General features: G+C 62.7%; 19 protein-coding genes, 1 other RNA gene and 1 riboswitch. Of the genes, 13 read left to right on the top strand and 7 right to left on the bottom strand.

All coding sequences use genetic code 11. The features are described 5' to 3' along the window. Positions 1–20: 20 nt before the first annotated feature. The gene (locus CUJ90_RS03665; protein ID WP_114162008.1) at positions 21–1,928 is read right to left on the bottom strand and encodes a TonB-dependent receptor plug domain-containing protein; all 1,908 of its coding nucleotides are present in this window, start codon (positions 1,926–1,928) and stop codon (positions 21–23) included. 89 nt (positions 1,929–2,017) lie between these two features. Then, positions 2,018–2,272, bottom strand: a riboswitch (cobalamin riboswitch). A gap of 207 nt (positions 2,273–2,479) precedes the next feature. Between CUJ90_RS03665 and CUJ90_RS03660 the strand changes: the two genes are divergently transcribed. The 5 genes from CUJ90_RS03660 (at position 2,480) to CUJ90_RS03640 (ending at position 4,961) form a co-directional block, all read left to right on the top strand. Next, the gene (locus CUJ90_RS03660) at positions 2,480–2,836 is read left to right on the top strand and encodes an ATPase (RefSeq protein WP_073431959.1); all 357 of its coding nucleotides are present in this window, start codon (positions 2,480–2,482) and stop codon (positions 2,834–2,836) included. Continuing rightward, positions 2,833–3,147 (top strand): cell division protein ZapA, encoded by a 315-nt coding sequence (locus CUJ90_RS03655; protein ID WP_073431958.1) that lies wholly within the window; start codon positions 2,833–2,835, stop codon positions 3,145–3,147. The genes CUJ90_RS03660 and CUJ90_RS03655 overlap by 4 nt, the downstream gene beginning before the upstream one ends. 112 nt (positions 3,148–3,259) lie before the next feature. Then, positions 3,260–3,441: non-coding RNA, 6S RNA (ssrS, locus tag CUJ90_RS03650), on the top strand. Positions 3,442–3,536: 95 nt separating this feature from the next. Next, positions 3,537–3,995, top strand: coding sequence for an EVE domain-containing protein (locus tag CUJ90_RS03645; protein WP_114162007.1), 459 nt, complete (start codon positions 3,537–3,539; stop codon positions 3,993–3,995). 234 nt (positions 3,996–4,229) lie between these two features. Next, positions 4,230–4,961, top strand: coding sequence for an SIMPL domain-containing protein (locus CUJ90_RS03640; protein ID WP_073431956.1), 732 nt, complete (start codon positions 4,230–4,232; stop codon positions 4,959–4,961). Positions 4,962–5,055: 94 nt separating this feature from the next. Here CUJ90_RS03640 and lgt read toward each other — a convergent pair whose 3' ends face one another. Further along, positions 5,056–5,961: a prolipoprotein diacylglyceryl transferase gene (gene lgt / locus CUJ90_RS03635; RefSeq protein WP_073431955.1), complete on the bottom strand. Its 906-nt coding sequence runs from the start codon at positions 5,959–5,961 to the stop codon at positions 5,056–5,058. Positions 5,962–6,095: 134 nt separating this feature from the next. Continuing rightward, on the bottom strand, positions 6,096–7,076 hold the full coding sequence (locus CUJ90_RS03630) for a LysR family transcriptional regulator (RefSeq protein WP_114162006.1): 981 nt from the start codon (positions 7,074–7,076) through the stop codon (positions 6,096–6,098). Between the two features lie 191 nt (positions 7,077–7,267). Here CUJ90_RS03630 and ilvD point away from each other — a divergent pair, with 191 nt between their 5' ends. Beyond that, positions 7,268–8,941: a dihydroxy-acid dehydratase gene (ilvD, locus tag CUJ90_RS03625; protein WP_114162005.1), complete on the top strand. Its 1,674-nt coding sequence runs from the start codon at positions 7,268–7,270 to the stop codon at positions 8,939–8,941. Between the two features lie 196 nt (positions 8,942–9,137). After that, positions 9,138–9,479, top strand: a complete 342-nt coding sequence (locus CUJ90_RS03620; RefSeq protein ID WP_114162004.1) for a c-type cytochrome — start codon at positions 9,138–9,140, stop codon at positions 9,477–9,479. Positions 9,480–9,552: 73 nt separating this feature from the next. Here the strand turns inward: CUJ90_RS03620 and CUJ90_RS03615 are convergent, their stop codons facing one another. The 3 genes from CUJ90_RS03615 to CUJ90_RS03605 all read right to left on the bottom strand — a co-directional run bounded on the left by CUJ90_RS03615 (position 9,553) and on the right by CUJ90_RS03605 (position 12,271). Further along, positions 9,553–10,197, bottom strand: a complete 645-nt coding sequence (locus CUJ90_RS03615) for a DUF2486 family protein (protein WP_114162003.1) — start codon at positions 10,195–10,197, stop codon at positions 9,553–9,555. Between the two features lie 93 nt (positions 10,198–10,290). After that, positions 10,291–10,707 (bottom strand): DNA polymerase III subunit chi, encoded by a 417-nt coding sequence (locus tag CUJ90_RS03610; protein ID WP_114162002.1) that lies wholly within the window; start codon positions 10,705–10,707, stop codon positions 10,291–10,293. A gap of 52 nt (positions 10,708–10,759) precedes the next feature. After that, positions 10,760–12,271 (bottom strand): leucyl aminopeptidase, encoded by a 1,512-nt coding sequence (locus tag CUJ90_RS03605; protein WP_114162001.1) that lies wholly within the window; start codon positions 12,269–12,271, stop codon positions 10,760–10,762. 137 nt (positions 12,272–12,408) lie between these two features. Between CUJ90_RS03605 and lptF the strand changes: the two genes are divergently transcribed. The 6 genes from lptF (at position 12,409) to CUJ90_RS03575 (ending at position 19,127) form a co-directional block, all read left to right on the top strand. Next, the gene (gene lptF, locus CUJ90_RS03600) at positions 12,409–13,506 is read left to right on the top strand and encodes an LPS export ABC transporter permease LptF (RefSeq protein WP_114162000.1); all 1,098 of its coding nucleotides are present in this window, start codon (positions 12,409–12,411) and stop codon (positions 13,504–13,506) included. A 3-nt stretch (positions 13,507–13,509) separates the two neighbouring features. After that, on the top strand, positions 13,510–14,658 hold the full coding sequence (lptG, locus tag CUJ90_RS03595; protein ID WP_073431947.1) for an LPS export ABC transporter permease LptG: 1,149 nt from the start codon (positions 13,510–13,512) through the stop codon (positions 14,656–14,658). A gap of 10 nt (positions 14,659–14,668) precedes the next feature. After that, positions 14,669–15,049, top strand: coding sequence for a sirohydrochlorin chelatase (locus tag CUJ90_RS03590; protein WP_073431946.1), 381 nt, complete (start codon positions 14,669–14,671; stop codon positions 15,047–15,049). A gap of 278 nt (positions 15,050–15,327) precedes the next feature. Further along, positions 15,328–16,497, top strand: coding sequence for an IS4 family transposase (locus CUJ90_RS03585; protein WP_244143167.1), 1,170 nt, complete (start codon positions 15,328–15,330; stop codon positions 16,495–16,497). A gap of 105 nt (positions 16,498–16,602) precedes the next feature. Continuing rightward, positions 16,603–17,732 (top strand): IS3 family transposase gene (locus CUJ90_RS03580; protein WP_244219966.1). Its coding sequence is split into 2 segments (ribosomal slippage): positions 16,603–16,861 and positions 16,861–17,732, totalling 1,131 coding nucleotides; the frame shifts between segments, so codons are not numbered across the junction. 225 nt (positions 17,733–17,957) lie between these two features. Further along, on the top strand, positions 17,958–19,127 hold the full coding sequence (locus CUJ90_RS03575) for an IS4 family transposase (protein WP_244143167.1): 1,170 nt from the start codon (positions 17,958–17,960) through the stop codon (positions 19,125–19,127). 135 nt (positions 19,128–19,262) lie between these two features. Here CUJ90_RS03575 and cobA read toward each other — a convergent pair whose 3' ends face one another. Then, positions 19,263–20,018, bottom strand: coding sequence for a uroporphyrinogen-III C-methyltransferase (gene cobA, locus CUJ90_RS03570; RefSeq protein WP_073431713.1), 756 nt, complete (start codon positions 20,016–20,018; stop codon positions 19,263–19,265). Between the last annotated feature and the right edge of the window lie 14 nt (positions 20,019–20,032).

Here is a 20,032-nt window from a genome sequence, read left to right as displayed (position 1 = left end):
TGCTCATGCAGGAACGTTCGTCACTGCTGCTGCCAGCCAACCGTGACATACGCACCGCGCCAGGGCGAGTTATACGAGTAGGCCGTTTCATAGTCCTTGTTCAACAGGTTGTGGATTTGCGCGGCCACGTACCACGCTTTCGTGATGTTGTAGCGCGCCGACAGATTCACCACACCGTAGCCGCCCAGCTTGCCGCTGCTATCTTCGCGCGCGCCGCTCACGATCCACTCGCCGCCCACGCGCCAGCAGGCGATGCTGCGATTCACCGCGAGCGATCCGAAACGCCGCGCGCGCCGCAGAAGGTCGGCATCTTTGTCGAGGTCGACGGGATTTTGCAGCGTCAACGACGCGCGCACGTCCGTCTTGCCGACATGGCCGCTCCACGATCCTTCGAGTCCCTGCACCTTCGCATGCCCGACGTTCTCGGCCAGATAGATGCCGGGCGTCACCTGCTGATAATCGATCAGATTCGAATAGCGCGTCTGGAACGCGCTCAGGCGCATCACGCCGAGCGCGTTCGACGCGTACTGCAACGCGGCCTCGATCGAATGACTGCGCTCCGGCTCGATCGACGCGTTGCCGCTGTACGGATAGTACAGATCGTCGAAGCTCGGCGCGCGAAACGAATCCGAATAGCTTGCAGTCGCCTTCCAATGGCCGGTGATGTCGAAACCGTAGCCGAGATAGTAACTGTTCGCTCCGCCGAAATCGGAATACTGGTCGCGCCGCACATTGGCCTGAATCTGGTTGCGCCCAAAGCGCCCCGTATAGCCGACGAAACCCGAATCCACATGACGATCCGGCGCCGCGAACGTATCCGAGTCGAGGCTTTGATCGAGATGCTCATAGCCCACCTGCAACTTCTGCTGCGCGGCGAACGTGAAATCGTTCTGCCACGTGTACTGGCGATTGTCGGTATCGAAGCGGCCGTTATAGATGCCGTTGGTTTTCGACACGCTGCGGTCGTCGCCTTCGGAGACGATGAAGTGGGTGGTCCACCAATCGGTCAGCTTGCCGTTCGCGAACACCGACATCTGACGCACCTTGCTATACAGATTGTTTGAATCGGTCGGCACGCCATACGCGTTGTCGTAACTGTTGTTGCCGTTCGACTGGAAATACGTGACGCCCGCGTTCCATTGGTCGTTGAACCTGTGACGCAGCGAAGCCGAAATGCTTTCGTTCAGATAGCCGTTTGCGTTCGGATTGGCTTGCGGCGCCTCGCGCGGATTCAGCGACGAGAAGCCGTCGTCCTTCGAACGGGCGAGCGACAGGTTGAAGGTGGTGGCGCCGTCCTTATCCAATGCGCCGTTCACGCCGGCCTGCTGCGTCTGCGTGTGATAGCTGCCGTAGCCCACCGAAAAGTTGAAACGCGGAGGATGGTCGCCACCGTCTTTCGTGAACACCTGCACCACGCCGCCGATCGCGCCCGAACCGTATAGCGCGGACCCGTTGCCGTTCACCACTTCCACGTGATCGATCTGGTCGAGCGGGATCTGCGCGAGTTGCGATGTACCGAGGGTCACCGAGTCGACCCGCACGCCGTCGATCAGCACCAGCGATTGCGTCGACGACGCGCCACGCAAAAACAGACTCGTGGTCGAACCAGGGCCACCTGTACGCGAGATTTGCGCGCCGGGGGCGAGTTGCAGCAGGCCGGGCAAGTCGGTCGCGGTGCTGTCGGCGATGTCCTGCTGATCGAACAGCGCCGTCGGCGGAATCGCGTCGGCGAGCGCTTGCGGGCCACGCCCCGCCGTGACGACCACCGGCGACAACACGATGGGCGATGAACCTGCAGCCGCGGCAGCCGCGGACGAGGTGGAAGAAGACGCATCGGAAGAGGTGGAAACAGCAGCGGCCTGAGCGTGCACGACGAGCGGCACGCCCGCAAAAACGAGCCACGCCGCGCGAGCGATGGGGGACAGCATGGGATGACATTCCTGTGGGTAACGTGCGCGGCCCGCTTCCCCGCAGGCCGATGCGTAACGAGGCGCCCGCGCTTTTCAACGTTTTCGCGGACGTTCCTCTCCCTCTGGCCGGTATCCGGGCTGGCGACACATCGATCCCGCCTTCCCACGCGTGACGCGCAGTGGCACACTCGCACGTTCAGCTTCGAACACGCGATCAGGACCGACCTGCATGATGAATGCGGTCGCTTACCGTTGCGGGGGCAGCGCAGGTTCGCGCGTTCTGGCGAACGACGCGCCCTGCTTCCCGTTTAACTGCGCGCACTATGAAAGCGCGCGCGGGCACCAGAGTGCGGCCAGTTTAGGAGCGGCCCCCGAGCCCGTCAAGAATCGTTGATCGTTGCGCGATCTGTTCGGTTAAGTGCGGGTTATTGTCCGATGCGCGAGTACTTTTTCATCATATGGTCGATCAATGCCTGCATAAAGCGAGGTTGTTACGTCTCGAAACGAGACAAATGTCGGAACCCGCGATATTCCGCGCTAAAATGCGATGTCTTTAGAGGACGCAGCACATGCTCACCGAACTCGAAACACTTTCACAGAACATCGGCAAGCTGATCGCGATCAGCCAGCGCCACAACGAAGCGCGCCTCGCGCTCGAAGAGCAGCTCGCCCAATCACGCGCCGAAGTCGAAGCCACGCGCACGGAACTTGCAATGCTTCGCGAGGAACGCGATGCGCTGCAAGCGGAACGCGACGCACTGTCGGCCAAGATCGACGACGCCCAGGTGCGGCTGAATGCGATTCTCGAGAAACTGCCGCGGGCACGCGCGCACAATGAGCCGGACAACCAGCTCGATCTGCTCGAGCCCGCTCAGCATCAAGCCGAAACCGGGAGCGACGTGACCCGCCACGGAGAAAACGCATGACCACGAAGCAGATCGAAGTGTCGATTCTCGGCGTGCCCTATCGTCTCGCCTGCTCGGCTGAAACAGAAGGCGCACTGCTTGAAGCGGTCGCGCGTGTCGACGCCGAAATGTCGAAGATCCGCAATAACAGCAACGTGCGCGGCACGGATCGCATTGCCGTCATGGCTGCGTTGTCGCTGGCATCGGAACTGCTTAAGCTGCAAAGCAGCGTGCGGCACGGAGAAGCATTTCCCGCTGAGGAAATCCGGCGTACAATGCATCAAATGAACGAGCAACTGGGTACTGTGATCGAGCAGTACAGCATGCAATAACTATCTAGTGGCCGGTCGCGAGATTGGCTGCGGATTCAAGCGAAGTGCATGAGCGGTAGTCAATAAGACTCGGCAAACGTTTGAATTCCATCGTTTTAGTTTCATCGGTTTAGCTTCCCTGCCTGGTTCGCCAAGGTCATATATTCCTTGAACCAATGCCATGTGCACGGTTGCGGAAATTTGTAGCACGGGTGTGCGCGTCACTCTGTCTGATGTACCCGAAGTGTTGCTAACTGCGACCAATTCTGAACCCCCGGTTCAGGATGCCGGCCTAGCGGCTAAGGCGGGGACCTTATTTGGAACGGCATCGGACTTCGGTTCGGTGCCGTTTTTCTTTGGGCCTCGATTTTCTTCCGCATCTTCAAACCCTTAACGTTCCAATTCGATTCATGCGCTACTGGCTAATGAAGTCCGAACCGGACGAAGCAAGCATCGACCATCTCGCCAACGCACCGCACCGCACGTTGCCGTGGACCGGCGTGCGCAACTATCAGGCGCGCAATTTCATGCGCGACATGATGCAGGTCGGCGACGGCGTGCTGTTCTATCACTCGAGTTGTCCCGAGCCGGGCATTGCGGGGCTCGCCGAGGTATCGTCCACCGCTTATCCGGACCCCACCCAGTTCGACACGAAGAGTCCCTACTACGACCCGAAGTCGTCGCAGGAAACGCCGCGCTGGATGCTCGTCGACGTCGTGTTCAAGAAGAAGATTCCGCTGATTCCGCTTGCCGCATTGCGCGAGCACGAAGGGTTGAAGGACATGCGCGTGCTCGCCAAAGGCAACCGCCTATCGATTACGCCGGTGACCGAAGCCGAATGGCGCTTCATCACCCAACGACTCATTTGACATTGCACGTGCACGCGGCACGTTACGGCGCAATCCATGCGCCGAACTGCGCGCAGCAAGGATCAAGCCTGTCAGGCAACGTCAAATTAGGGAACCAAGCTCAGGTTACAAGCGCCTAACGGACTCGCAAACGCTGGACCGCAAACGCCGTGCCATTGGCTCATGCCGATGGCGTCGCCAATGCGCGGCGTTCGCTCCGATCGTGCATCACCTGTTCAGGCAAGGAGTCCAACAATGAAGAAAAACACCGCACGTGCAATCGCGCTCGCTCTCGCATGCATCGCTCCCACCGCGCTTGCGCTCACGCCGGCCGTGGCTCGCGCGCAGAACGCGCCGCAGTATCAGCCGGCGGGCGTGCTGTCGCTAAACGCACAGGCCAGCGCGGACGTGCCGCAAGACGTGGTCGACATCACGCTGTTCTACGAGCAGGAAGCGAAGGATCCGTCGGCGCTCACGTCGACGTTGAATCAGCGCGCCGACTCGGCGCTGCAAAAAGCCAAGGGCGTGAACGAGGTGACGGCGCGCACGGGTTCGTTCTCGATCTATCCGTCCACCGATCGTGACGGGCGCATTTCCGCATGGCGCGGCCGCACCGAGGTCGTGCTCAAGTCGCGCGACTTCGCCGCGGCTTCGAAGCTCGCGGGCCAATTGGCATCGATCATGCAAGTCGGCAACGTACAGTTCTCGCTGTCGCCCGAAGCGCAGCGCGCCGCGGAACAGAAGCTCACCGGCGAGGCCATCAAGTCGTTCCGCGAGCAGGCCGCTTCGTCGGCGCAAGCGTTCGGCTACGGCGGTTATTCGATTCGTGAGGTCAACGTCGGACACAACGGCGTCATTCCGCGCCCCATGATGATGATGAGCGCGCGCGCCATGAGCGCCGACGCCAAGGTCTCGGCGCCCATGCCGATCGAAGGCGGCACGTCGACCGTGACGGTCAACGTATCGGGTTCGGTGCAAATGAAGTAACGCGTTTTGCGCTGAATCTCACGCACCGCTGTTAAAAAGCCACGGCATGCCGTGGCTTTTTAATTGACTACGAAGACAACAGATAGGGCGGCGCTCAGTTCGCGCCCGCCGCCACCGCCGGTTCGCGTCGCGCCCGGCGATAAGACCACACCAGCATCGCGATGCCCGCGACGATCATCGGCAGCGACAGCCACTGCCCCATCGACAGCCCCATTGCCAGCAGCCCAAGGAAGTCGTCCGGTTCGCGCGCGAATTCCACCGTGAAACGCGCGAGGCCGTAGCCGATCAGGAACACCGCCGAAATCGCGCCCAGCGGCTTCGGTTTGCGCGAGAAGAAGAACAGCACGAAGAACAATGCGACACCTTCCAGCGCGATCTCATACAACTGCGACGGATGACGCGGCAGCATGTGATATTGCGTGAACACTTCGCTCAGATGCCATTGCGCGCCAAGCTGCGGATGCGCGGCGAGCCATGCGGCGTCTTCCGGCGCGGCGCCCGGAAACAGCATCGCCCACGGCGCGGCCGGGTCGGTCACGCGGCCCCACAACTCGCCGTTGATGAAGTTGCCGAGGCGTCCCGCCGCGAGCCCCGTCGGCACCATCGGCGCGACGAAATCGGTGACTTGCAGCCACGAGCGTTTGCGCTGATGCGCGAACAGCGCCATGGCCACCGTCACGCCGAGAAAGCCGCCGTGAAACGACATGCCGCCCTCCCACACCTTGAAGATGTCGAGCGGATGCGCGAAATAAAAACTCGCCTTGTAGAACAGCACATAGCCCAGCCGGCCGCCGAGAATCGTACCGAGCACGCCGTAGAACAGCATGTCGTCGATGTCCTTCGCGGTCCAGCCTTGTGCGGCGACATACGGCAAGCGCAGCCGCAGCCGGCCGACCACGATCGCCGCGATGAACGCGACGAGGTACATGAGGCCGTACCAGCGCACGGCGAGCGGCCCCAGATGAATGGCAATGGGGTCGAAATTCGGGTGAATGAGCATCGTGTTGTTATGGGCGGTTCAGGTTCAGAAGCGGATTGTTCAAGCGATTGTCGAATGGCGGAAAGCGGTGCACGCAGCGGGCGGCGCATGCGTTGGACGGTGCGGCGCGCAATGCGTTCGCGGCCGCCCCGCTGCTAAAGACGCGGCATGGACTGCGCCTCGACAGTGGCCGCATGCGCGCGCACGATTTCGATGAAGCCCGCGAGCACCGGGCTCACCTCCGCGGTGCGCCAGACCAGCCCCGTTTCGATCGCGGGCACCGACTCCGAGAGCGGCCGGTACACGACGCCGGTGCGGCGCAGATTACGCAACGATTGCGGCACCAGTGCGACACCCATTCCCGCCGAGACGAGGCTCACGATGGTCTGCATCTGGATCGCCTCCTGGCCGACGCGGGGCGCGAGGCCCGCCACGCCGTAGCAATCCATAATGATGTCATAAAAGCCCGGCGCCAAACGCCTTGGAAAGATCACGAGCGGCGCGTCGGCGACGTCGCGCAGGCTGACGGGCGTGTCGAGCCACTCGGCCTGCGGGTCCGCATCGGACCCGGCGGCGGCGCCTAGCCGCTGCGCCAGTTCCGTCGACATCGCAATCACCAGCGGCTCGCGGGCAATCGGCAGCCACGAGAGTTGCGTGGCATGACGCGACGGCAGCGGCGCGATCACGAGCCCTGCGTCGATGCGCCCGGCTACCAGTTCGTCCACCTGCACGTCGCTGGTGGCTTCGGTCAATTCGAGCCGCACACGCGGATGCCTCGCGCCGAAATCGCGCAGCAGCAGCGGCAGCAAGCCGTAGTCCGCGGTGGAGACGAACGCCAGCGACAGCACGCCCGCCTCGCCGCGCGCGAGGCTTTGCGCGAGCGGCCGCAAGCCCTCGGCGCTCGCCAGCAGGCGCTGCACCTCGGGCAGCAGATCGGCGCCCACCGGCGTGAGTTCGACCGAGCGCTTGGTGCGCGCGAACAGTTCGACGCCAAGCGTCTCCTCCAGCGCGCGAATCGCCTGCGACAACGGCGGCTGCGTCATCGAAAGGCGCGCGGCGGCGCGGCCGAAGTGCTTTTCTTCGGCGACGGTGACGAAATAGCGCAACTGGCGCAAGTCGGGAATGGCGGGCAGCATGATTAATAGATTTTACGACCTAGTCGAGCCCGAATAATATATTGGACAGGCGCTTTGCAAAACCGCATCCTTGCGCGACGCGTCGGAACTACACTGAACTGACGCGCCGGCGGCACCCGCCGGCAAGCGCATCGACAAGGTCCGCGGCGAACCTGCAGCCCGGGTCAAAACAAAACAGACTGGAGTTCCCCATGGCATACAACCGTCGTTCGAAGAACATCACGCAAGGCGTGGCGCGTTCGCCGAACCGCTCGATGTACTACGCGCTCGGCTATCAGAAGGAAGACTTCGACAAGCCGATGATCGGCATCGCCAACGGCCATTCGACCATCACGCCATGCAACGCCGGCCTGCAGCGTCTGGCCGACGCGGCCGTCGCCGCGGTCAGGGCCGCCGATGCGAATCCGCAGATCTTCGGCACGCCGACGATCTCGGACGGCATGTCGATGGGCACCGAAGGCATGAAGTACTCGCTCGTGTCGCGCGAAGTCATCGCCGACTGCATCGAGACCTGCGTGCAAGGCCAGTGGATGGACGGCGTGGTCGTGATCGGCGGCTGCGACAAGAACATGCCGGGCGGCATGATCGGCATGTTGCGCGCGAACGTGCCGAGCATCTACGTGTACGGCGGCACGATCCGTCCGGGCAACTGGAAGGGCACGGACCTGACCATCGTGTCGTCGTTCGAGGCAGTGGGCGAGTTCACGGCCGGCCGCATGTCGCAGGAAGATTTCGAAGGGGTCGAGAAGAACGCGTGTCCGTCGACGGGTTCATGCGGCGGCATGTACACCGCCAACACGATGAGTTCGTCGTTCGAGGCGCTCGGCATGTCGCTGCTGTACTCGTCGACGATGGCCAATCCCGATCAGGAAAAGGTCGACTCGGCCGCCGAATCGGCACGCGTGCTGGTGGAAGCGGTCAAGAAGGATCTGAAGCCGCGCGACATCATCACGAAGAAGTCGATCGAAAACGCCGTGGCCGTGATCATGGCCACGGGCGGCTCGACCAACGCCGTGCTGCACTTCCTCGCGATCGCGCACGCGGCCGAAGTGGCATGGAGCATCGAGGACTTCGAGCGCATGCGCAAGAAGGTGCCGGTGATCTGCAACCTGAAGCCGTCGGGCCAGTTCGTCGCGACCGATCTGCACAAGGCCGGCGGCATTCCGCAAGTCATGAAGATCCTGCTCGACGCGGGTCTTTTGCACGGCGACTGCATCACGATCACCGGCAGGACGATCGCCGAGGAACTAAAAGACGTGCCGGGCAAGCCGCGCGCCGACCAGCAGGTGATTTTCCCGATCGAGCAGGCGCTGTACAACGAAGGCCACCTCGCGATCCTGAAGGGCAATCTCGCCGAAGACGGCGCGGTCGCCAAGATCACCGGCTTGAAGAACCCGGTCATCACCGGCCCGGCCCGCGTGTTCGACGACGAGCAAAGCGCGCTGGAAGCGATCCTGGCCGACAGGATCGTCGCCGGCGATGTGGTGGTGCTGCGCTATCTCGGCCCGAAGGGCGGCCCCGGCATGCCGGAGATGCTCGCGCCCACTTCCGCGATCATCGGCAAGGGTCTCGGCGAAAGCGTCGGCTTGATCACCGACGGCCGTTTTTCGGGCGGCACGTGGGGCATGGTGGTCGGTCACGTCGCGCCGGAAGCGTTCGTGGGCGGCACGATCGCGTTCGTGCAGGAAGGCGACTCGATCACGATCGACGCGCATAAGCTGCTGCTGCAACTGAACATCGACGACGCCGAATTGCAGCGTCGCCGCGCGGCATGGCAGCAACCGAAGCCGCGCTACACGCGTGGCGTACTCGCGAAGTATTCGGCACTCGCGCTGCCCGCCAACAAGGGCGCGGTGACGGGCTGATCCAACGCCGTTGGGCACGCCGCGGATTCGGCCTGGTTGCGGGGCGAAGCTGAAGCTCCGGGTCGTGTGTGCATCGTGAGCGGTGAGCGACAAGCGGCTACGTAAAAGCGCAAAGGGGCGCACGGAAAACCGTGCGCCCCTTTGCTTTTATAATGCTTGCACCACAAGCCGGGCACCTGCACCGGTGGAGACCAGAATGAAATCAATGTCGTATGCAGCGCTTGCAATAGCCGGCGTGCTCGGCGCGATCCTAAGCGTCGGCAGTCCCGCGGCGCACGCGGAGGCCGCCGCCGGACTCATGCTGGCGCAGCAGCAGAACTGCATGAGCTGCCATTCGGTATCCCGTTCTTTCATGGGACCGGCACTGCACGACGTCGCGGCGAAATATGCCGTCCGCGAAGACGCCGTCACGTATCTGAAGCGCAAGATTCTGGATGGCAGCACGGGCGTATGGGGTCCGGTGCCGATGCCCGCCAACACGCAACTCACGCCTGACCAGGCGGCCACGCTCGCGAGTTGGGTGATGACGCTCAAGTGAAGGCGCTTTGCTAAAAGCGCCGAACGAAGGCGCCAAATGAAGGCGCCAGCAAGGGCGCCCCTGCTTCATCACATCAGGCGTTGCCTGAGCGCCGCGCCATTTCTTCTTCCACCGCGTCCCGTACCCAGCCGCTCATCTCGGTCTCCAGACTCAGCGCCACTTCACGCGTGATCTGGTTGACGAGCCTGGCGGTGTGGTCCTGCAATGCATCGCGGCAGCGCGCTTCGATGATGCCCCGTCCCTCGCCTGCCAGAAAACCCGCGAACCGTGCGCGCAGCCGTTCGGCAATCGCATCCGCATCGAGGCCCGCCTGTGCCTGGTCGACGGGTTCGCGAGCGATGTCCGGCGGCACGGTCGCGCCGGCCTCTAGCGGCGCAAACGGCTCGGTTCGGTCGAACACGCCGGGTTGCGCAGCCAGCGCGGCTTCGCGCTCGTGCAGCGAGTCAAGGGCGGGGTGCGCTCTTGTCCGCTTTCTCGGCTGAGCGTGTTCCGCGTGATGCGCGGGTTCCGCCGCCTGCGCGGAGTCCCGGGCAAGAGCAGGTTCGGCCGCATGTACCGGTTCGGGCGCAAGCACCGGTTCGACAGCGAAGCTCGGTTCGCGCGGGGCGCCGGGCTCGGCCGCCGGTTGCGTGGCCGCCGCGGGACGCGCCTGGGCAGGATTGCCCGGTACGAGAACCTCGTGCAGCACCGGGATCGAATTGTCGTTGGAATCGGACACGTGCGCTCTCCGTGTTTGAGTCGAAGCCGAGGCAGGCCGCGCGCACGCCGCATCCTAAGACAACGACACAACGCGACGCGGGCGTGATAAGACCTAACTGCCCTGCTTGTAATTGTTCAAAGCATAGCCGCGATCGCGATAGAAACGATAGCGTTCGCGGCCAGCAGCGAGTTCGTCGTGTGCGTTACCGACCACTTCCAGCAATCTTTCGAAACGCGCGAACTGCGGCGGCACCGTTGCCCCGAGATTGAGCAGCACCTGATGATGCGGCACATCGTCGAGGTTCGTGGCGAGCACGATCGGGGTTTGCGCGGCGAGCGGCGTGCCCGCCATGCAGTGCGGCACGAAGTCGAGCGGCGAGAACGTCCACAACTGTTCGTCGAACGCGCGCAGGCGCGCGGGCTCGGCCAGCACGATGGTCGGCTGGTTCGCCTGATACGCCTTGCGGACCAGGCGGCACGCATACAGCAGCGAATCGCCGACGTTCGAGTGAAAGTCGATTCTCGTCATCGGCGGCTCCGCTGTGCTTCCACAGACGCACTTTCAACCTTACAGCAATGCGTCATTGCGCGGCGCGGTCGATCAGGAACTGCGCGAGCAAGGGCACCGGACGGCCGGTGGCGCCCTTCGCCGCGCCGCTCTTCCAGGCCGTGCCGGCGATGTCCAGATGCGCCCACGGATAGGCATCGGTGAAGCGCGACAGGAAGCACGCCGCCGTCACGCTGCCCGCCGGACGCCCGCCGATGTTGGCCACATCGGCGAAGTTCGACTTGAGCTGATCCTGGTACTCGTCGTCGAGCGGCAGGCGCCAGGCCGGATCGGATGCTTCGCGCGATGCGTCGAGCAACTCGCCCGCCAGCGCGTCGTCTTTCGAAAAGAGGCCGCTGTTGTGATGGCCCAGCGCGATGATGCAGGCGCCCGTCAGCGTGGCGATGTCGATCACCGCCGCCGGCTTGAAGCGCTCGGCGTAGGTGAGCGCGTCGCACAGGATCAGGCGGCCTTCGGCGTCCGTGTTCAGCACTTCGATCGTCAGGCCCTTCATGCTGGTGACGATATCGCCCGGCTTGGTGGCGGTGGCCGACGGCATGTTCTCGACCGCCGGGATGATGCCGACGACGTTGATTTTCAGGCCCATTTCGGCGACGGCGCGCAACGTGCCCAGCACCGAACCGGCGCCGCACATGTCGTACTTCATTTCGTCCATGCCTTCGCCCGGCTTGAGCGAGATGCCGCCCGTGTCGAACGTGACGCCCTTGCCGACCAGCACCACCGGCGCGGCCTTCGCGGCGCCGCCCTGGTACTGCAGCACGATGAACTGCGCCGGCTCGACCGAGCCTGCCGTGACCGACAGGAACGAGCCCATCTTGAGCGCTTCACACTGCTTCTCGCCGAGCACCTCGACCTTCAGCTTCCAGTCCTTGGCGAGCTTCTTCGCGGTGTTGGCGAGGTAGGTGGGCGTGCAGACGTTGCTCGGCAGATTGCCGAGGTCGCGCGTGAGATCCATGCCGTTGGCGAGCGCGGCGCCCTGCTTCGCGGCAAGCTTGGCGGCCTTCTCGTCGCCGGTGTTGACGCTGAAGACGATGCGCTTCAACGCGCGCGCGCCGTTCTCCGGCTTGCTCTTCATCTGCGTGAACTTGTAGGTCAGTTCGCGCAGCGCGAGGATCGCGGCGCGCACGCCCCATTCCGCCGAGCGCTCCTGGATCGGCAACTGCGCGAGCGTGAAGGTGACCTGGACGATCTTGGTGCCGAGCAGCGCGCGCCAGGCGGCCCGCACGGCTTCGCCGTAGGCCTTCTGACTGAACGCGTCCTGTTTGCCGAGACCGACGAGCAGCACGCGCGACGCGCCGATGCCCGACACTTCGTGGAGGAACTGCGTGGTGCCTGCCTTGCCTTCCATGTCGCCCGCCTTGATGATGCGGGTGAGAAGGCCCTTGGTGGCCGCGTCGATTTCCAGCGCTGCGCCCGAGAGCGTCTGCGACTCGAACACGCCGATTACGATGCAATCCGATTTCCCGGTCAGGAAACCGTTTGACGAGCCTTTGGTCCAATCACAGGCTTTTATGCTAAAGTCCATCGCGCTTGTCCTCGGATAAAATCTGGGCTTAGGATGAAAGCCGCAATTATCCGCTATTTTTCCCGCGGCGGCTGCACCGGGGGCGTGATGGGGAGCAACCCGCGCGCCGCCGAGAGCGCCCCCTCTCGTCATCAATAATGATCTTCGAACGCTCCCTCCAGCGCGAACTCGCGTACACGGCTGGTGCCGTGTTCATGGTTCTGCTCACGCTCGTGCTGACGACGATGATGATCCGCATCGTCGGCTTCGCGGCCTCGGGCGAGATCGACCCGCGCGACGTGCTGGTCCTGATCGGCCTGACCGTGATCGGCTATCTGGCGATCATGCTCGTCGCTACCCTGTTCGTGTCGATCCTGTTCGTCCTCACACGCTGGTACAAAGACTCCGAGATGGTCGTATGGCTATCGTCGGGCGTGAGTCTCACGCAATTCATCAAGCCGATCGGCGTCTTTGCCACGCCGATCATCCTCCTCATCATGTTCTTCGTGTTCGTCGGCTGGCCCTGGTCGAACCAGCAGAACAAACTGATCCGCGCGCGCTTCCAGCAGCGCGACGAGGTTTCGCTGCTCGCGCCGGGCCAGTTCCGCGAGTCGGCCAGCAGCCACCGGGTGTTCTTCATCGAGAAGATGTCGCCCGATCAGGGGCATGTCGAGAACGTGTTCGTGACCAGCACCGAGAACGGCAAGGTCAACGTGGTGGTGTCGAAGAACGGCCATACCGAGACGCGCAAGAACGGCGACCGCTTCGTGGTGCTGGAAAACGGCCGCCGCTACGACGGAGAACCGGGGCACCCCGATTTCCGCATCATGGAATTCGAGCGCTATGGCGTGAAGATCCAAAGCCAGCCGGTCGTCAACAAGCCGACCACCACCGGCACGCCCACGCTCACGCTGTTGCGCAATCCGACCCGCGAGAACCTCGCCGAATTCGCATGGCGCGCGGGACTGCCCCTGATCGCGATCAACCTGATGCTGCTAGCGATTCCGCTTGCGCACCAGAATCCGCGACGCAGCCGCACCATCAACCTGGTGATGGCGGTCCTCATCTATCTGACGTATTCGAATCTGTTGAACGTGGTGCAGGCGTGGATCGAGCAAGGCAAGCTGTCGTTCGGGGTTGGGCTCGTGAGCCTGCACGTCGTCGTGGCGGCGATCGTCGCGTTCATTTTCTGGCTGCGCGTGCGCAACCGGCCGCTTTTCACGCGGGCGATGTTCAACCGTTCGCGGGGGAGCTGAGCGATGCGCATCTATGAAAGGTATTTCGCGCGTCAGATCTACCTCACGTTCATCTTCATTCTGTTTGCGTTTTCGGGTCTGTTCTTTTTCTTCGACCTGATCAACGAACTGAATTCCGTCGGCCACGGCAACTACAAGTTCCAGTACGCGGTGCTGCGGGTTGCGCTGCAAACGCCTTCGCGGTTCTACGAAATCATTCCGGTCGCCGCGTTGATCAGCGCGATCTATGTGTTCGCGCAGATGGCGGCGAACTCCGAGTACACGATTTTCCGCGTATCCGGTCTCGCCACCAATCAGGCGCTGCGCTCGCTGCTGAAGATCGGCATTCCGCTCGTGTTCCTCACGTATCTGATCGGCGAAGTGGTCGGCCCGTACACGGATCAATTGTCGGAGCGCGTGCGGCTCGAGGCGATGGGCTCGTCGGTATCGAGCAATTTCGAGTCGGGCGTGTGGGTGAAGGACACGCTCACGGCGCGCTCGGACGGCGAGCAGGTCACGCGTTTCGTGAACGTCGGCGAATTGAAGCCCGACGCCACGATCAGCAACGTGCGCATTTACGAATTCGATTCGAAGTTCCGCTTGTCGAACGTCCGCATGGCCAAGAGCGGCAAGTACCAGCCGCCGGGTCATTGGCAACTGACGGGCGTGACCGATACGCAGTTGATCGACGTAGCGCCGCCCACCGGCACGCCCGCCGATGCGTTGAACCCCGTGTACCGCGCGAAGCAGGTGAGCTTGCCGGAGTATTCGCTGCGTTCGGAATTGACGCCGCAGATTCTGTCGGTGCTGCTGGTGTCGCCGGACCGCATGTCGATGTTCAACCTGTTCCGCTACATCCAGCATTTGACGGAGAATCATCAGGACACGCAGCGGTATGAAATCGCGCTGTGGCGCAAGCTGCTGTATCCGTTCGCCGTGTTCGTGATGCTGGTGTTGTCGCTGCCGTTTGCTTATCTGCATACACGCGCCGGCGTGGTGGGCGTGAAGGTGTTCGGCGGGATTATGCTGGGGATGAGTTTCCAATTGTTCAACACGCTGTTCTCGCATATCGGCACGTTGAATACGTGGCCAGCGGCGTTGACCGCGGCCACTCCGGGGCTCGTGTACCTGGTGCTCGGGTTAGTCGGATTGAAGTGGGTCGATCGCCATTAGGAGCCTTGTCATGGCTACACATGGGATGGTGTTGTTTGCGCATGGCGCGCGCGATGTGCGCTGGCGCGAGCCGTTCGAGCGGCTCGCCGACAAACTGCGGGCCGCGCGGGCATCTCGCGGCGAGGCCGGGCCGGTTTTGTTGGCCTTTCTCGAGTTGATGGAGCCTGATTTGCCGACGGCTGTTGGGGTTCTTGTCGCTGACGGGTGTTCTGTCGTTACCGTTGTGCCGGTTTTTTTTGGGCAAGGTGGGCATGTTCGCCGGGATTTGCCTGCGGTGGTCGAGCGGTGTCGCGGGTTGTTTCCTTCTGCCGAGATTCGGTGTGCTGTCGCCGTTGGCGAGGATGATCTCGTTTTGGATGCTGTGGCTGAGTATTGCCTTCGGCAGGTTTGATTTTTTTGCCTGGTCGGCGGGTTGGGGTGTGGTTTTGTTGTTTTGCTGTTTTGTTGTTTTGGCCTTTGCTTGATTTGTTAGTGGTCTATTAGCGTTGCCCCTGTGCGGGGCAATGCTCTCAACTTAAGCCTCAAAGAGCTTGTAAACGAGGCATTGCCCCTGTAAACTTCATCGCATAACTCACTGATAAATCAACGATATGAACTCAAATACCAGCGTCCTCGCGGCTTCTGGCTGAGTTCTCCGATTTCCTGCTCGATCCGGCGCTCGCCGATCGCGTGCGTCGTTCTCCCACTGCCTTTACCCGCAATCGCACACTGACCTTGCCGCGCATGGCCGCGCTGATGATGTCCGGCATGTGCGCCAGTGTGCAGGCCGAACTTGACGCGCTATTCGGCGCACTGGGAAGCAGCGGCGGGCGCACCCGCGCTGTCAGCGCACAGGCCTTCAGCAAGGCGCGACGGGGAGTGTCTGCCGAACTGTTCGAACTGGCCCGCGCCCGCCTGATCTCGCTGGCCCAACCCCATATCGATTCGATGCGCTGGCACGGCCTGAGGCTGGTCGCCGCTGACGGTAGCCGCCTGCGTGTGGGCACGCGTCGCGGCCATGAACTGCGCGCCGATCACTACGCGTTTGCGCTGTTCCTGCCGGGTTCCGAACTGACCCTGCACGCTGCACTTCATCCCGCCGACGGCGGCGAGCGGCAGATGCTGTTCGAAGCCCTCGATGTACTGCAACCGCATACCGACCTGCTGCTGCTCGATCGCGGCTATATCGGCAACGCGATGGTGGCGGCGCTCGCACAGCGCGAAATCCCGTTCTGCATGCGCGTCGATGCGCGTAACTGGAAATGCGTCAGCGCCTTTACCCGCAGCGGTAAAGCCGAGCATGTGGTGACACTGGAAGCGCCCAGCGAACCGGATGCCCGCGCCTATGAACTGGCGCGTACGCCCACGACTGTGCGCCTGATCCGCGACGTCACGCCGGGCGGTCGCGTGCGTGTGCTGATGACCTCGCTGCTCGATGGCGGGCGTTATCCGGCGGCATCGTTCGGCGCGCTCTATCACCAGCGCTGGCGGGTCGAGGAAGCATTCAAACGACTCAAGCACCGGCTGCGGCTGGAAGCCGTCACAGGCCTCGATTACCTGGCGTTACAGCAGGACTTCGGCGCAAAAATCCTCGCCGACAACCTGTGCACACTGCTCAGCGATCTCGATGCGCCGCACGACGACAGACATGCCAGCCGTCCTAACCGGGTGTATGCACTGGGCGCACTCAAGCCCATCCTCGGCGCGTGTCTTCTGCGCATCCAGCGCTGTCTGGACGGCCTCGCCGGTGTGCTGGAAATGATCCACCAGACCCGATGCCGGATACAGCCCTCACGCTCCTATCCAAGACCACCCAGAAAAGCCAAGCCCCACTTCCATCTCGCGTACAAACTCGCTTGATGCAGCGGGGCTTAAGTTGAGAGCATTGCTGTGCGGGGCGGCACCTGTAGTGGTCCAATGACTCTGGACACCTCTAAAGGGGATAATCTCCAACCGAGGTGAGAAATGAGCAGACGGAACATAACCGACGAATTCAGGGCCGAGGCGGTGCAGCTGGTTGTCGCGCAGGGCTATTCGTTTGCCAAGGCCTGCGAGGCGCTGGGCATTGGCGATACCGCGTTGCGGCGGTGGGTGGCGCAATGGCGGGCCGAGCAGGCTGAGCCTCCGCGCACCGAGGTGCAGCTCAAGGCCGACCAGCGACGTATCCGGGAGCTGGAGGCACGCGTGACCGAGCTCGAAAGGGAGCGCGAGATACTAAAAAAGTCCACGGCCTTCTTCGTCAAGGAACTGGATCGCTCCTCGAGGTGATCCGTTCGCTGAAGAAGGCCTGGCCAGTCAGCGTGATGTGCCGGTTGCTGAAGGTGCCGCGAAGCAGCTACTACACCTTTGCCGCGCGGCGGCCCGCCAGGGCTGCGGCTTCGCCGGCCCTGCTCAGGGCCGTGCGTGAAATTCACAACGAAAGCCGCGGCAGCTATGGCAGCCGCAGGATGGCTCAGGCGTTACAGCACCAGGGCCATGCGATCGGACGCTACCGCGCGCGGTCGTTGATGCGTGAGGCGCAACTGGCCGTGACGCGACGACGAACGCACCGTTACCGCAGGGCTGACGGTGAAGCGCTGGTGGCGCCCAACCTGCTTGAGCGCCGCTTCCAGCCGCCGGCGATCAATCAGGTGTGGGCGGGCGACATTACGTACGTGAGAACGCTTCAGGGCTGGTCCTATCTGGCGATCGTGATGGACCTGTATTCGCGCCGTATCGTCGGCTGGGCGTTCGCGTTGTTGCCGGATACGGTTCTGGTTATCCGGGCCTTGCAAAGGGCGCGCGAGCATCGACGCCCGCCGCCCGGCCTGATGTTCCACTCCGCCCAGTACACCAGCGCACATTTCGTGAACGAACTGAAGGCAAACGGCATCATTCAGAGTATGAGCAGAAAGGGAAACTGCTGGGATAACGCGCCGGTTGAACGGTTCTTCAGAAGCCTGAAGAACGAGTGGATCGACGAGAAAGGGTACCCGGATCACGCGCAGGCCGAGCGCGACATCGGGGCCTACATCGACAACTTTTATAACTACAGGCGCATCCATTCGGCGGCAGGCGGTCTGCCACCGGCACGGTGCGAAGCTTCACTTTTTTAAAAATTCGCCTTTGGGGTGTCCAGGTTTACTTGACCACTACAGTGCCGCCCCGCACAGCAATGCTCTCAACTTAAGCCTCAAAGAGCTTGTAAACGAGGCATTGCCCCTGTAAACTTCATCGCATAACTCACTGATAAATCAACGATATGAACTCAAATACCAGCGTCCTCGCGGCTTCTGGCTGAGTTCTCCGATTTCCTGCTCGATCCGGCGCTCGCGGATCGCGTGCGTCGTTCTCCCACTGCCTTTACCCGCAATCGCACACTGACCTTGCCGCGCATGGCCGCGCTGATGATGTCCGGCATGTGCGCCAGTGTGCAGGCCGAACTTGACGCGCTATTCGGCGCACTGGGAAGCAGCGGCGGGCGCACCCGCGCTGTCAGCGCACAGGCCTTCAGCAAGGCGCGACGGGGAGTGTCTGCCGAACTGTTCGAACTGGCCCGCGCCCGCCTGATCTCGCTGGCCCAACCCCATATCGATTCGATGCGCTGGCACGGCCTGAGGCTGGTCGCCGCTGACGGTAGCCGCCTGCGTGTGGGCACGCGTCGCGGCCATGAACTGCGCGCCGATCACTACGCGTTTGCGCTGTTCCTGCCGGGTTCCGAACTGACCCTGCACGCTGCACTTCATCCCGCCGACGGCGGCGAGCGGCAGATGCTGTTCGAAGCCCTCGATGTACTGCAACCGCATACCGACCTGCTGCTGCTCGATCGCGGCTATATCGGCAACGCGATGGTGGCGGCGCTCGCACAGCGCGAAATCCCGTTCTGCATGCGCGTCGATGCGCGTAACTGGAAATGCGTCAGCGCCTTTACCCGCAGCGGTAAAGCCGAGCATGTGGTGACACTGGAAGCGCCCAGCGAACCGGATGCCCGCGCCTATGAACTGGCGCGTACGCCCACGACTGTGCGCCTGATCCGCGACGTCACGCCGGGCGGTCGCGTGCGTGTGCTGATGACCTCGCTGCTCGATGGCGGGCGTTATCCGGCGGCATCGTTCGGCGCGCTCTATCACCAGCGCTGGCGGGTCGAGGAAGCATTCAAACGACTCAAGCACCGGCTGCGGCTGGAAGCCGTCACAGGCCTCGATTACCTGGCGTTACAGCAGGACTTCGGCGCAAAAATCCTCGCCGACAACCTGTGCACACTGCTCAGCGATCTCGATGCGCCGCACGACGACAGACATGCCAGCCGTCCTAACCGGGTGTATGCACTGGGCGCACTCAAGCCCATCCTCGGCGCGTGTCTTCTGCGCATCCAGCGCTGTCTGGACGGCCTCGCCGGTGTGCTGGAAATGATCCACCAGACCCGATGCCGGATACAGCCCTCACGCTCCTATCCAAGACCACCCAGAAAAGCCAAGCCCCACTTCCATCTCGCGTACAAACTCGCTTGATGCAGCGGGGCTTAAGTTGAGAGCATTGCCCCGCACAGGGGCAACGCCAATAGACCACTAACAAATCAAGTAAAGGCCAACGCGGCACGCAAGCACACAGACAACCAACCCGCCGACCAGGCAAAAAACCACCCCCTACGCAGCAACCAAAATCCCATCCACAAACCGAACAACACCCCGCTGCCGGGCAGCAAACGCCTCCCCGATCATCAACAAACTGGGCTGCGAAGCATCGACCCACCGCTGCGCCTCCCCAGCAGCAAGCGCCTCGAGCGTCAAAGTCAGCGTCCGCTCCCGCTCGGTGCTGCAAGCCTCGACAATCGCCACGGGCGTGGAAACCGGCTTCCCAGCATCAATCAACTGCTGCGCAATCTCAACCCCACTATCCCGGCCCATATAAAACACGAGCGAATCGGCATTCACCTGCTCGCGAATCTCCGCAGACCCCGGCGCCCGGCTAAAAGTAGCCAACGCAACGCTGCGCGACACACCCCGCAGCGTCAGCGACCGCTTCAACGAAGCCGCACTCGCCAGCGCGGCGGTAATCCCAGGCACCACCTCGTACTCGATGCCCGCCGCTTCCAGGGCTCGCATCTCTTCGTCGGCGCGTCCGAACAACATCGGATCGCCGCCCTTCAGACGCACGACAACGTCGTGCTCCAAAGCGGCATCCACGATCTGCTTGTTGATGAACTGCTGCGCCGTCGACAATTGCCCGCAGCGCTTGCCCACCGCAATCCGCCGCGCGTGGGAAGGCGCATAGTCGAGCATCGCCGGCTCGACCAGCGCGTCATGCAGCACGATGTCAGCGGCGCCGAGCAGCCGCGCGCCACGCACCGTAATCAGGTCCGCGGCACCCGGCCCCGCGCCGATCAGATAAACCTTACCCATTTGCATCAACCTGT

Source organism: Paraburkholderia terricola, assembly GCF_003330825.1.
Classification (GTDB): domain Bacteria; phylum Pseudomonadota; class Gammaproteobacteria; order Burkholderiales; family Burkholderiaceae; genus Paraburkholderia; species Paraburkholderia terricola.
This window is presented reverse-complemented; position numbering and strand designations above follow the sequence as displayed.